Origin of the sequence: Micromonospora sp. M71_S20, assembly GCF_003664255.1 — a bacterium.
GTDB lineage: Bacteria > Actinomycetota > Actinomycetes > Mycobacteriales > Micromonosporaceae > Micromonospora.
In genome coordinates this window covers 840,939-853,089 of record NZ_RCCV01000002.1, presented here as the reverse complement: position 1 = coordinate 853,089, position 12,151 = coordinate 840,939, and the positions used below count along the sequence as shown (strand labels likewise).

Below are 12,151 nucleotides of genomic sequence, written 5' to 3'. Positions count from 1 at the left end.
CTGGAGGCGGGTGCGGATGAGACTTCGCTAACTCTGGTTAGCACTTTGCTTGCAGGAGCTAGCAGGGCGCGTTAGCGTCGGGCCATGGCCACTGGTAAGGACCTTCCCGACGTCGGCGGGTTCATTCGCGACCTGCGCCGCAACGCGAAGATCTCGCTCCGACAGCTCGCCGAGCAGGCGGGGGTCAGCAACCCGTACCTCAGTCAGATCGAGCGCGGCCTGCGCAAGCCGAGCGCCGAGGTGCTCCAGCAGCTCGCCAGCGCGCTGCGCGTCTCCACCCCGGCGATGTACCTGCGGGCCGGGCTGCTCGACGACAAGGAGGGCCAGGGCGTGCTGGCGGCCATCTCCGTCGATCCCGACCTGACGATGGCGCAGAAGCAGTCGCTCACCCAGATCTACGAGACGTTCCGCCGGGAGAACGCGCGGCTCGCCGAGGCGACCGCGGCGGCCACCGGCGCGACGCCCACCGCCGGGTCCGACGCCACCCCCGGCGCGGGCACGCCGGATCCCGTCGAGGCGGCACCCGACCTGGCCAACCTCGCCGCAACGGGCCCCACCACACCGGAGGGCACCCCGACCGAGGCCGTTCTGGAGTCGGTCGCCGTCACCGAGGCCGGCCCCGCCCCCGCTCCGACCGACACCCCCGAGAAGAAGGCCGCCCGCGACGCGGCCGAAGAGGAGAAGTGATGACCCAGCCGAAGACCAGCCGCATCCCGGCCCCGATCTACGCCGCCGCGGGCGCGGGCGAGCTCGCCCTCCAGCAGCTGCGCAAGCTCCCCGCCGTGGTGACCGACCTCGGCACCAAGGTCGTCGCCGACCTGGGCGGCAAGGCCGTCGTCACCGGCGTCGAGCTGCGCCAGAAGGCCAACGACACGCTGCGCACGGCGAACCTGACCGCCGGCAGCCTGCGCGAGAAGGCAGTCCCGACCGAGCTGGACCTGAAGCGCCTCCGCGAGGCCGCCGACCTGAACAAACTGCGCGAGGCCGCCGACCTGGAGCGGCTGCGCGAGGTCGCGGACCTGGACAAGCTGCGTGCGGTGGCGATCCGCAACGCCGCCGTGGTGGTCGCCGGCGCCCAGGCCGCGCAGGAGCGGGCGCAGGCCGCGTACGTCGCGCTGGTCGCCCGGGGTGAGCGGGTCGTCGGGGCCGGCGTGCTGGAGGCCGCCGAGACCGTGAACGCCGACATCGAGGCGACCGAGGCCGAGACCGAGCCGGCCACCGCGCGGTCCGTCACCGCCGACGTGCCGACCCAGGCCGTCACCGAAGAGGTGCCGACCCCGGCCGACGTGGCCGAGGTGCTGGAGGCCAAGCCGGCCGCCGCGAAGAAGGCGACGACCCGGGCCACCAAGGCCGCCGCCAAGCCGGCGGCCACCCCGTCGGCGAAGCTGCCCCGGGCCACCAAGCGGACCCGCCCGGCCGCCGAGTAGTCCGTTTCGCCGGTGACCCCGGATGCGTCCTGTCGGACGTATCCGGGGTCACCGGCATAAGCTTGCCGGCATGGCCTACGCCGCGCCGCTTTTCGCCTTCGATGTTCGCTACGTGGTCGAGCTGATCCTGCTCGTCTTCGCGTTGATCGTGCAGGGCATCGCCCTGGTGCACGCCATCACCCAGCGTTCCGACGCCTTCTCCGCCATCGGCACCCTGCCCAAGGGCGGCTGGATCGGCATCCTCGCCGTCTGCCTGGTGCTGACCCTGCTCGGCTTCGGCCCGATCAGTCTCTTCGGGCTCATCGGCATCGCCGCCGGCCTGATCTACCTGCTCGACGTCCGGGTGGGGCTGCGTGACCTGAGCGACGGCAAAGGGTTCTGGTGAGGGGTTTCCGCTGGCCTCCGCCGCCGGACGGCGGGCCCCGCACCTGGGGGCCGGGCCCGGGCGCCCCGCGTACCGGCCGACCGGCCCTGCCGGAGCCGGACACCGAGCTGGTCGCCACGCCGCACGGCGTACGCCTGGAGCAGCTCGTCACCGGCACGGGTGACCCGGTCACGGTGTTCGCCCACGGGCTGGGCAACGGCATCGCCACCACCCGGCCGTTCGGCAGCGGCGTGACGGGCCGCAAGCTGTTCTTCCAGTTCCGCGGGCACGGCCGCTCCGACGCGCCGCCCGGCCCGTGGAGCTACCTGGAACTCGCCCGCGACCTGCGCGCGGTCGCCGACCTCGGCGGCGCCACCCGGGCCTTCGGCGCCAGCCTCGGCGCGGGCGCGCTCTGCCGGCTGCTCGCCGAGAGCCCCGAACGCTTCGAGCGACTCGTCGTCTTCCTGCCCGCGGCGCTCGACCGTCCGCGCGGCGAGGTCGCGCGGGCCCGGCTGACCGCGCTGTTCGAGGCCGTGGAGAGCGGCGACGCCTCCGCCGTGGCCGACGTGGTCCAGGCCGAGCTGCCGTCCGCCGTACGCAACACCCCGGCCGGCTGGGCCTACCTGCGCCAGCGCCTCGACCAGCTCCTGCGCGACGGGCTCGCCCCGGGGTTGGCGAGCCTGCCCGAGCAGGCGCCCCTGGACGACGCCGGCTCGCTGGCCGCGGTCGCCGCGCCGGCCCTGGTGATCGGCTGCGTCGGCGACGACCTGCACCCGGTCGAGGTCGCCGAGCAGCTCGCGGCCGCGCTGCCCCGGGCCACCCTGCACGTGTACGACCGGCCCGGCGTCCTCTGGACGGAACGCGCCGACCTGCGAAGCCGGATATCCGCCTTCCTCAACGAGTAACGTGCCCTGACATGGGCGTCACACACCACGGTCGTACGCACCGGCTGGACCTCGCCGATCCGACGCTGCGGGAGTGGGAGTGCACGGTGCTGCACGCCGATCCCGAGCAGGGCGTCGTGCTGGACCGGTCGGCGTTCTATCCGGGCGGCGGCGGGCAGCCGCCGGACCACGGCGTGCTGCTCTGGCAGGGGGTGCAGACCCGGATCGTCGGCACCCGTAAGGGCGACGACCTCTGGCTGATCCCGGCCGAGGGCGACCCGCTGCCGCCGGCGGGAACGGCGGTCACCGGTGCGGTCGAGGACGACCGGCGCACCCGGCTGATGCGGACCCACTCCGGGCTGCACGTGCTCTGCGGGGTGGTGTTCCGCGACTTCGGCGCGCTCGTCACGGGCGGCAACATGGAGCCGGGCGAGGCCAGGATGGACTTCAACCTGCCCGAGGTGCCGTCGGACTTCAAGAGCCGCATCGAGGAGCTGGTCAACGCCGAGGTGGCCGCCGACCGGGCGGTGGCCGTGCGGGTGCTGCCCCGGGCGGAGGCGCTCTCCCTGCCCGACATCATCCGTACCCAGTCGAACCTGATCCCGCCGGAGGAGCAGGAGGTGCGGATCGTCGACATCGTCGGGCTGGACGTCCAGGCCGACGGCGGCACGCACGTCGCCTCCACGGCGCAGATCGGCAAGGTGCAGGTGGTCAAGGTGGAGAGCAAGGGGCGGGCCAACCGTCGGGTCCGCGTACGGCTGGCCGACTGAACCGGGTGGCTCCCGGCGCCGGTCGTCGGCGCCGGGAGCCGGGCCGTCACACGAGATCGAGGCGTTCCCGCTCGATCGGGTAGCCCGCCCGGGCGAAGGCGGCGGCCATCGGGTGGTTCGTCTGGTCGGTGGCCGCCACGATCTCGGTCACTCCCGCCTCGACGAGCAGGTGGGTGGCCTCGACCAGCAGGTCGTACGCGTAGCCGTGCCCGCGCTGCTCGGGCACCACGCCGACGAAGCCGACGACCGGATCGCTGTGGTTGCGGGCCGGCACGGTGACGCCGACCAGTTCACCGGCCGGCGTCCAGGCCAGCCGCCACCAGTCGCGCGGGCTCGGCAGCCAGCGCAACAGGTCGAGCTCCTCCCGCGCCGCCGCCTCCGGCCCGTGCTCGGCGGCGGCGTGGCGGGTGTGGGCGTCGAGGCTTCCCTCGCCGACGCGGCGCAGCACGTCGAGGATCACGGCGTCGTCGGGTTCCGGGCGGAACTCCAACCGGCCGGGCCGGGCGGGCAGCCCGTGCTCCCGCGTCCACCGGTACCGGTACCGCGCGACCAGCGGGGACATGCCGGCGGCGGTCGCCGCGTCGATGCGGGCCTGCGCCTCCGCCCGGACGGCCGGGTCGTCCCGCCAGCCGGGTGGCAGCGAGAGGGAGTACTCGGCCCGCAGCGGCGCGGCGCGCAGCAGCCGGACCGCGGCCTCGTGGTCGGTGAAGTCGAGCCAGTCGAGGGCCAACGGAGACTCGTCGTCCGGCCCACCCCACCAGGCGGCGCGGGCCACCACGGTGCCGGCGCGCAGGGCGACCCAGCTCCACTCGGGACGGTACTGACCGTCGGCGGCCATGTCGGAATAGTTGTCGCCGAAGGCGGCGCGCCCCACCAGCCTGGTGTGGGGCAGGGAGTCGAACAGTGCTTCCTCGCCCGCGGTGAGCGGGCGGATGACCAGGTCGGTCATGAGGTCCTTCCGGGTTTCGTGCCCCCGGCTCAGAACCGTGGTGCCCTCGTGGTCGGGCGGGAGCACAGCGATGTCGTGGACACGGCGCTCACCTCCCTTTCCTCGACGAGGGCGTGCCGGAACCCTAACAGGGGACCGTGGCGGCCGGGCAACGGGTTTACTCGGCGCGGCGGGCGCGCAGCGAGCGGACCTTCTGCCGGTTGCCGCAGCGCTCCATCGCGCACCAGCGTCGCCGGCCGGGGCGCGAGGTGTCCACGAAGACGAGGTAGCAGTCGTGCGTGGCGCACTCGCGGATGCGGTCGCGGTACGGGCCGGTGAACAGGTCCACCGCGTCCCGGGCGATGCTGGCCAACGCCTGTCCGCCGGTGGCCGGCAGCGCCCAGGCGTGCGTCCCGTCGGGGGCGAGTTGCGGCGCCAGCGGCACGCCGGCCGCCGCCCGGTTGAGGGTGGCGAGGTCGTCGGGGGTCGCGTCGAAGGTGGCCGGGTCGCCGGCCGGCGGCCGGGCCCCGGTGCGCACGCAGACCAGCCGCCACAGCGCGTCCCGTAGCCGGCGGGCGGCCACCAGTTCGTCGGCGGCCACCTCGACCCTGGCCGGGTCGAGGCGCAGCCGGGACAGCGCCAGCCAGTCGGCGAGGTCGCGGGGCCGGTGCAGCACCTCGTAGCGGGCCAGCGCGCCCGGGCCGCCGGTGGTGAGGAGTTCCAGGCAGAGCGCACCGGGGTCGAAGAGGTAGCGGGTCCCTTCGGGGCTGGTCAGGGTGAGTCCGCTTGCGCCGTCGGTCATGTAACCACTATAACTGGTTACATCGGCGGTCGTGAGCGCGGTCGCCGGACACCGAGGAGGACGCCATGGCCGTGGAGTGGAAGCTCGTCGTCGACTGCGCCGACCCGAACGCGCAGGCCCGCTTCTGGGCGGCGGCCCTCGGCTACGAGACCGAGGACAACAGCGGGCTGATCGAGCGCCTGCTCGGCGGCGGCGCGATCGGGCCGGAGGCGTACCTCGACATCGACGGGCGCAAGGCGTGGCGGCAGTTGGCCGCCGTCCGGCACCCCGACGACCCGGTCGACCCGGCCAGCGGCACCGGGCTGGGCCGCCGGCTGCTGTTCCACCAGGTGCCCGAGCGCAAGCAGGTCAAGAACCGGCTCCACGTCGACCTGCACGTCGGCCCCGCCGAGCGGGAGGCGACGGTGAAGCGGTTGGAGGGGCTCGGCGCCACCGTGCTGCGCGAGGTGGCCGACTTCGGCAGCGTGCACACCACCATGGCCGACCCGGAGGGCAACGAGTTCGACGTGCAGTGAGCCACCCTCGCGCGGCCCACCAGGATCGGCCCGGGGGAGGTCAGGGCGTGGAGGGAGCCGGTGGCAGGTGGGCGGCGCGCACGTCGAGCAGCCAGCGCTCCACGGTCGCCTCGTCCGGGCGGTCCGGCAGCGGGGTGCGGACGCGGTCGAAGTCCCGTTCCGCCTCGGCGATCAGCGTCCGGGCCTCGTCCAACGCGCCGCCGGCCACCCGCTCGCCGAAGCTGCGGAACCACTCCGGGTCGGCGAGCCGGATCTCCAGCACGCCGGTGGCGTAGAGCAGCCGGCCCTGGTGCACCAGCCGGGCCAGGTGCCGGGCGTGCTTGGCGGTGCGCCGCCGGGTGTCGGCGGAGAACGTGCCGTCGCCCCGGGACGCCAGCTTGCGGAACTGCTGGCCGGCGTAACCCAGGTAGGCGTCGCGGACGCGGGGCGCGCTGAGGAACGCCGAGCGGATGGCGACCAACCGGTCGCCGAACTCCGTACGGACCTCGTAGCAGTCCTCCGGCAACCAGGCCAGCTCGGTGGCGGTCGGGTTGCCGCTCATCGCCAGGCGGCACCACTTTGCCGCCTCGTGCAGGGTGACGTCGGGGTCGGTGGTCACCACCGACTCGCGGGGCGGGCGCAGGCCGTGGAACGCGACGGTGGGCGCGGCGAAGACGCCGATCCGGTCGACGTCGGAGCCCGGCCCGGCCAGCCCGTACGCGACCGAGCCGACGATCCCGGAGAGCAGCAGGTGCATGCCGGCGAGCATGACGGACGACACGGCTTCGCGAAACCGGACTTCGGCTGTCAGGTATCGCTGACAGGCTCGCCGCATGACGAAACCGCTGACAGGAAAGATCGCGCTCGTCGCCGGGGCGACCCGGGGCGCCGGCCGGCAGATCGCGGTCCAGCTCGGCGCCGCCGGCGCCACGGTCTACGCCACCGGCCGCAGCAGCCGGGCCGGCCGCTCCGAGATGGACCGCCCGGAGACCATCGAGGAGACCGCCGAACTGGTCACCGCCGCCGGCGGCACCGGCATCGCGGTCCGGGTCGACCACCTCGTACCCGAGCAGGTCCGCGACCTGGTCGCCCGGATCGACGCCGAGCAGGGCCGGCTCGACGTGCTGGTCAACGACATCTGGGGCGGCGACCCCCTGACCACCTGGGAGAAGCCGGTCTGGGAGCAACCGCTGGAGGCCGGCTTCCGCAGCCTGCGTCTGGCGATCGACACGCACATCGTCACCGCCCACTTCGCCCTGCCGCTGATGATCCGCCGTCCCGGCGGCCTGGTGGTGGAGGTCGGCGACGGCACGCGGGAGCACAACGAGGCCAACTACCGCCTCTCGGTCTTCTACGACCTGGCCAAGGTCTCCGTGAACCGGCTCGCCTTCAGCTGGGCGCACGAGCTGAAGCCGCACGGCTGCACCGCCGTCGCGCTCACCCCGGGTTGGCTGCGGTCCGAGGCGATGCTGGAGCACTACGGCGTCACCGAGGAGAACTGGCGCGACGGCGCCGCCAAGGAACCGCACTTCGTCATGTCGGAGACGCCGGCCTTCGTCGGGCGCGCGGTGGCCGCCCTGGCCGCCGACCCGGACCGGGCCCGCTGGAACGGCGAGTCGCTCGACAGCGGAGGGCTGGCGCAGGTGTACGGCTTCACCGACCTGGACGGCACCCGGCCGCACTGGGCGCGCTACAACACGGAGGTGGTGGAGCCCGGCCTGCCGGCCGACGACAGCGGCTACCGCTGACCCGGCTGAAAGTCCGGGCCCGGCTCGGGGCCGGCGTAGCGGCGGGCCGTCCGCTCGGCCGCCTCGGCCAGCCGCGCCCGCAGCTCCGGCGGGTCGAGCACCTCCACCTCCGGGCCCAGCCCGAGCAACTGGTGGTACGCGACGTCGACGGACTCGACGGGCAGCCGGGTCACCACCCAGCCCTGCCCGTCGGGGCCGCCGGCGGCGGCGACGGCCTCGTCGTACGCGAAGGGGGCGTCCGCCACGTGCCGGAGCTGGCGCAGGCCGGCGGGGCTGAGCCGGACGGTGGCCCACTCGCGCAGCACGCCCCGGTGGAACGCCTCGGCCTGTTCCCGCCAGTACCCGGCCAGGTCGAAGCCCTCGTCCCGGTCGAAGGTCTCCGGGGCCACCCGCACGCCGGTGACCCGGTCCACCCGGTAGGTGCGCACGTCGTCGCCGACGCGGCCCACCAGATACCAGACGCCGTTCTTGAGCACCAGCCCGTACGGCCGCACGGTGCGCGTCACCTCGCGGTCACCGCGCCGGTAGCGCAGCTCGACCACCCGGTCCCGCCAGACCGCGCCGGCCAGCTCGGTCAGCCACGGCGGCGGTCCCACCTCCCGGAACCAGCCCGGCACGTCCAGGTGGAACCGCTGCCCGGTGCGGGCCGGGGCGTCGCGGAGCGTGGGCGGCAGCGCGGCCAGCACCTTCAGCTCGGCCGAGGCGACGGCGTCGGCGAGCCCCATGTCGCCCGCCGGCCCGGGCAGCCCGGCCAGGAAGAGCGCCTCCGCCTCGTCCCGGGTCAGCCCGGTCAGCCGGGTCCGGTAGCCGCCGAGCAGCCGGTAGCCGCCGGTGCGGCCCCGGTCGGCGTAGACGGGCACCCCGGCGGCGGAGAGCGCCAGCACGTCCCGGTAGACGGTCCGCTCGGAGACCTCCAGCTCCCGGGCCAGCTCCGCCGCGGTCATCGTCTCCCGCGCCTGGAGCAGCAGGACCAACGAGATCAACCGGGCCGCCCGCACCCGTCCATCCTGCCGTGCCCGCTCGGCCGTCCCCAGCCGGTGGCCCGCCTCCTCCGGCGTCGCCCGGTCACGCCCACGGCTGCGCAGTGGGATTGTCACGGATCCGGCTTGACCCTCACGGTGCGTGAGGCCGGAGGGTAGGTGCATGAGTGACTACTACGACGCTTTCGAGATGAGTCCCGTGCCCACTCCCGGCCCGGACGCGGTCGCGCCGGAGCCGTTCCGGGGCATCTACGGAATGCCGGCGTTCGTGACGATCCCCACGACCGACCTGGCGGCGTCGGTGGACTTCTGGACTCGTGGTCTCGGGTTCTTCGAGCTGTTCAGCATCCCCGGCACGCTCGTGCACCTGCGCCGGTGGGCGTTCCAGGACGTGCTCCTCCGCTCGGCGGAGAGCGTGCCGGCGCAGACACCGGCGATGAGCTTCAGTTTCTCGGGCGTGCTCAGCCAGATCGACTCCCTCGTCGAGGCATGTCGTGCGTTGCGTCCGGACTCGGTCGACGGCCCACGGGACACCCCCTGGAACACCCGCGACGTGGAGGTGATCACCCCCGAGAACGCACGGATCATCTTCACCGCGGCGAAGCCCTTCGACCCGGCCAGCCAGGAGGCGCGGAACCTTGAAGCCATCGGGATCACCCCACCGGGCGCCGGTCGCGGCGACAATGAGGAGCATGCCTGACGCCACCGACGCGGACGGCCTGACCGTCGGCCAGGTCTCGACGCGTCTGGGCGTGACGGTCCGCGCGCTGCACCACTGGGACGACATCGGTCTGGCGCGACCGTCGCTGCGTACGACCGGCGGATACCGGCTCTACACCGCCGGCGATCTGGAACGCCTGCACCGCATCGTCGTCTACCGGGAACTCGGCCTCGGCCTGGACGGGATCCGGGCCATCCTGGACGACTCGGCGGCGGACGTGCCCGGCGCACTGCGCGCGCAGCGCACCCAGATCGCCCAACGGATCGAGCGTCTCCAGCAGCTCGGCGCCGGCCTGGACCGGATGATCGTCGCCCACGAACGCGGCCTGCTGCTGACCGCCGAGCAGCAGGCCGCGATCTTCGGCCCCCGGTGGGACCCGGACTCGCCCGCCCGGGCCCGTCAGCGCTACGGGGACACGACGCAGTGGCAGCAGTACGCCGAACGCTCCGCCCTCCGCAGCCCGGAGGAGTGGCAGGCCGTCGCCGACGCGGTCGCCGACCTCGACCGTGCCCTCGCGGACGCGATGGACGCCGGTGTCACCCCTGGCAGCCCGCGCGCCAACCAACTCGTCGAGCGGCACCGCACGGTGTTCGCCTCGTACTTTCCCCTCACCAGGCAGATGCAGGTCTGTCTCGGCCGCATGTACGAGGCCGACCCCGGGTTCACCGCCCACTACGACGGCATCCGCGCCGGACTCACCACGTGGTTCCGGCAGAGCATCGACGCCAACGCACGCGCCCACGGCATCGACCCCGACACCGCCACCTGGCAGTAGCGCGCGGGTCCGGAGCCCGCACTCGTGGGGTACAACTAGGCTCTGCGGTCGTGAACGCACCCCGCATCGCCGCGCCCGTGACCGGTGCCGCCGGCCGGTTCTTCACCGGCGTGGGCCTGCTCCTGCGCGGCCTCGGCCTCTACGTCCGCAATCCCGGGCTGATGCTGCTCGGCGTCATTCCGGCGTTGATCTCGGGCGCGATCTTCGTGACCGCGTTCGCCACCCTGGCGTACTTCGTCGACGACCTGGCCGCGCTGGTCACCCCGTTCGCCGACGACTGGTCGACCACCTCGCGCAGCCTCGTCCGCGTGGTCGCCGGGCTGGCCTTCCTCGGCCTCGGCGGCCTGCTCGCGGTGGTCAGCTTCACCGCCGTCACCCTGGTCATCGGCGACCCGTTCTACGAGAAGATCTCCGAACGGGTCGAGGAGCGCCTCGGCGGCACCCCCAACGCGGTCGACGTGCCGTTCTGGCCGTCGCTGCGGCGCAGCATCGCCGACTCGCTGCGGCTGGTGGGCCTGTCGATCCTCTTCGGCATCCCGCTCTTCGCCGCGGGCTTCATCCCGGTGGTCGGCCAGACCGTGGTGCCGGTGATCGGGGCGGCGGTCGGCGGCTGGCTGCTCGCCGTGGAACTCGTCGGGGCCCCCTTCTACCGGCGCGGCATGCGGTTGCCGGACCGGCGGTCCATCCTCAAGGCGGACCGGCCGACCACGCTCGGCTTCGGGGTGGCGGTCTTCGTCTGCTTCCTGATTCCGCTCGGCGCGGTGATCGTCATGCCGGCCGCCGTCGCCGGGGCGACCCTGCTGGCCCGCCGCTCCCTCGGCCAGTCCATCACGGAGGAGCGAGCCGTGCCTGCGCCGCCAGGGCCCGGCCACGCGGCCGGCTGACCGGGACCCGTCAGGACAGGCCGCCGGCCGGGACCCGTCAGGAAAGGTCGCGCAGGCAGGACCAGCTCGAGCCGACCGGGCGGTAGCCGAGCCGGACGTTGACCGCCAGCATCGGCGCGTTCGCCTCGTCGTTCGAGGTGTAGGCGATGCGTACCCCGCCGGCGGCGGCGCGGTGCAGTGCCGCCGTCTTGACCAGGCGCGCGAGCCCACGCCCCCGGTGCGCCGGCACCGTGCCGGTGTAGTCCGACCACATCCGGTCGCCGTCGCGCTGGACGAGGCTGAAGGACACCACCTCGCCGCCGATTTCCGCCACCGTGCTGGCCACGTGGTCCAGGCCCGGGCTGTCCCAGATCTCGGAGCGCCAGCTCTCGTAGCTGATCGCGTCGGCGGGCACGTCCTCCGGCTCGTCGGCCGCCGCCGCCACCTCGGCCAGGTAGACCCGACGCGGCTCGACGTCGGTCAGCGCAAGCAGCCGTACGCCCGGCGGCGGCTCCGGCATCGGCGGGGCCGGCCGCAGGTCCAGCGCCGAGTAGCGCAGCTCCCGGCTCGGCGTGAAGCCGTGCCGGCGGGCGAACGGCAGCGACTCCGGCAGCGCCCAGGTGCGGATCCGGCGCGCCCCGATGTCGCGCAGGTGCCCGAGCGCGGCGGTCAGCAACGCGGTGCCGGCGCCCCGGCCCCGGTGCTCGGGATGGACGTGCAGGGTGGAGATCTCGCCGACGTCCGGCTCCGAGGTCCGGTCGTTGCGGTACGCCGACACCCAGCCGACCACGGCGTCGTCGACCTCGGCGACGTACGCGGTCCAGTCCTCGCCGGGCGGGGGCTGGGCGATCATCTGCCGGGTCGACTCGACGCCGCGCACCAGGTAGGGGTGCACGATCGCACGCATCGCCACCACGGCGGACGCGTCGTCGGGGCGGGCGGTCCGGAGCCGCACGTCAGTTCTCCTCGCGTACGGCGGCGACGGCCTCCACCTCGACGAGCTGGTCGGGGTAGCCCAGCACGGCCACCCCGAGCAGGGTGCCGGGCGGCTCGTGGGCGCCGAACGCGTCCCGGACCACCTCCCACACGGCCACCAGGTCGGCCTGGCGGGACGACGCCACGTACACGGTGGTCTTGACGACGTCGGTGAGCCGGGCCCCGGCCGCCGCGAGGGCGGTCTCCAGGTTGGTCATCACCTGCCGGGCCTGCCCGACCGGGTCGCCGGGCGCGACGGTTCGCCCCTCGGCGTCGAGCGGGCAGGCGCCGGCGGTGAACACCAGCCGGGCGGGCGGCTCGACCGTGGCCGCGTACGCGTACTCGGCGACGTCGGAGAGAGCGGGCACGCGGATCAGCCGGGTCGGTGGGGTCACGGCGGCGACGCTACCGCCGGACCCC

At 74.1% G+C, this 12,151-nt stretch carries 16 protein-coding genes; 10 read left to right on the top strand and 6 right to left on the bottom strand.

Annotation, left to right across the window (positions count from 1 at the left end; all coding sequences use genetic code 11):
* The first annotated feature begins 84 nt into the window (after positions 1-84).
* From DER29_RS24870 to DER29_RS24850, 5 genes are all read left to right on the top strand, one after another.
* The gene (locus DER29_RS24870; protein WP_121400025.1) at positions 85-687 is read left to right on the top strand and encodes a helix-turn-helix domain-containing protein; all 603 of its coding nucleotides are present in this window, start codon (positions 85-87) and stop codon (positions 685-687) included.
* On the top strand, positions 684-1,427 hold the full coding sequence (locus DER29_RS24865) for a hypothetical protein (protein WP_121400024.1): 744 nt from the start codon (positions 684-686) through the stop codon (positions 1,425-1,427). The genes DER29_RS24870 and DER29_RS24865 overlap by 4 nt, the downstream gene beginning before the upstream one ends.
* 70 nt (positions 1,428-1,497) lie before the next feature.
* The gene (locus DER29_RS24860; protein WP_121400023.1) at positions 1,498-1,812 is read left to right on the top strand and encodes a DUF2516 family protein; all 315 of its coding nucleotides are present in this window, start codon (positions 1,498-1,500) and stop codon (positions 1,810-1,812) included.
* Positions 1,809-2,696 carry an alpha/beta fold hydrolase gene (locus DER29_RS24855; RefSeq protein WP_121400022.1) on the top strand — a complete coding sequence of 296 codons (888 nt, stop codon included), beginning with the start codon at positions 1,809-1,811 and terminating at the stop codon, positions 2,694-2,696. Before DER29_RS24860 ends, DER29_RS24855 begins: the two co-directional genes overlap by 4 nt.
* A gap of 11 nt (positions 2,697-2,707) precedes the next feature.
* The gene (locus DER29_RS24850; RefSeq protein ID WP_121400021.1) at positions 2,708-3,445 is read left to right on the top strand and encodes an alanyl-tRNA editing protein; all 738 of its coding nucleotides are present in this window, start codon (positions 2,708-2,710) and stop codon (positions 3,443-3,445) included.
* 46 nt (positions 3,446-3,491) lie between these two features.
* Here DER29_RS24850 and DER29_RS24845 read toward each other — a convergent pair whose 3' ends face one another.
* Complete coding sequence (locus DER29_RS24845; RefSeq protein ID WP_121400173.1) at positions 3,492-4,394, bottom strand: GNAT family N-acetyltransferase; 903 nt, start codon at positions 4,392-4,394, stop codon at positions 3,492-3,494.
* A 157-nt stretch (positions 4,395-4,551) separates the two neighbouring features.
* Positions 4,552-5,175, bottom strand: a complete 624-nt coding sequence (locus DER29_RS24840; RefSeq protein ID WP_121400020.1) for an ABATE domain-containing protein — start codon at positions 5,173-5,175, stop codon at positions 4,552-4,554.
* A 65-nt stretch (positions 5,176-5,240) separates the two neighbouring features.
* Between DER29_RS24840 and DER29_RS24835 the strand changes: the two genes are divergently transcribed.
* Complete coding sequence (locus tag DER29_RS24835) at positions 5,241-5,690, top strand: VOC family protein (RefSeq protein ID WP_121400019.1); 450 nt, start codon at positions 5,241-5,243, stop codon at positions 5,688-5,690.
* Positions 5,691-5,730: 40 nt separating this feature from the next.
* On the opposite strand, the gene DER29_RS24830 is transcribed toward DER29_RS24835, so the two are convergent.
* A complete protein-coding gene (locus tag DER29_RS24830) occupies positions 5,731-6,426 on the bottom strand; it encodes a DNA polymerase beta superfamily protein (protein WP_121400172.1) in 696 nt (231 codons plus the stop codon).
* A 76-nt stretch (positions 6,427-6,502) separates the two neighbouring features.
* Here DER29_RS24830 and DER29_RS24825 point away from each other — a divergent pair, with 76 nt between their 5' ends.
* The gene (locus DER29_RS24825; protein WP_121400018.1) at positions 6,503-7,417 is read left to right on the top strand and encodes an SDR family oxidoreductase; all 915 of its coding nucleotides are present in this window, start codon (positions 6,503-6,505) and stop codon (positions 7,415-7,417) included.
* Here DER29_RS24825 and DER29_RS24820 read toward each other — a convergent pair.
* A complete protein-coding gene (locus DER29_RS24820) occupies positions 7,408-8,415 on the bottom strand; it encodes a YafY family protein (protein WP_121400017.1) in 1,008 nt (335 codons plus the stop codon). The genes DER29_RS24825 and DER29_RS24820 overlap by 10 nt on opposite strands.
* A 145-nt stretch (positions 8,416-8,560) precedes the next feature.
* Between DER29_RS24820 and DER29_RS24815 the strand changes: the two genes are divergently transcribed.
* From DER29_RS24815 to DER29_RS24805, 3 genes are read left to right on the top strand one after another with little or no spacing between them, the layout of a single operon-like run.
* Positions 8,561-9,097, top strand: coding sequence for a VOC family protein (locus DER29_RS24815; protein WP_121400016.1), 537 nt, complete (start codon positions 8,561-8,563; stop codon positions 9,095-9,097).
* The gene (locus tag DER29_RS24810; RefSeq protein ID WP_121400015.1) at positions 9,090-9,893 is read left to right on the top strand and encodes a MerR family transcriptional regulator; all 804 of its coding nucleotides are present in this window, start codon (positions 9,090-9,092) and stop codon (positions 9,891-9,893) included. Before DER29_RS24815 ends, DER29_RS24810 begins: the two co-directional genes overlap by 8 nt.
* 50 nt (positions 9,894-9,943) lie before the next feature.
* Positions 9,944-10,777: an EI24 domain-containing protein gene (locus tag DER29_RS24805; protein ID WP_121400014.1), complete on the top strand. Its 834-nt coding sequence runs from the start codon at positions 9,944-9,946 to the stop codon at positions 10,775-10,777.
* A 37-nt stretch (positions 10,778-10,814) separates the two neighbouring features.
* Here the strand turns inward: DER29_RS24805 and DER29_RS24800 are convergent, their stop codons facing one another.
* Together DER29_RS24800 and DER29_RS24795 are read right to left on the bottom strand one after the other, a co-directional pair.
* Positions 10,815-11,711, bottom strand: coding sequence for a GNAT family N-acetyltransferase (locus tag DER29_RS24800; RefSeq protein ID WP_121400013.1), 897 nt, complete (start codon positions 11,709-11,711; stop codon positions 10,815-10,817).
* A gap of 1 nt (position 11,712) precedes the next feature.
* A complete protein-coding gene (locus DER29_RS24795) occupies positions 11,713-12,126 on the bottom strand; it encodes a RidA family protein (protein ID WP_121400012.1) in 414 nt (137 codons plus the stop codon).
* Positions 12,127-12,151 lie beyond the last annotated feature (25 nt).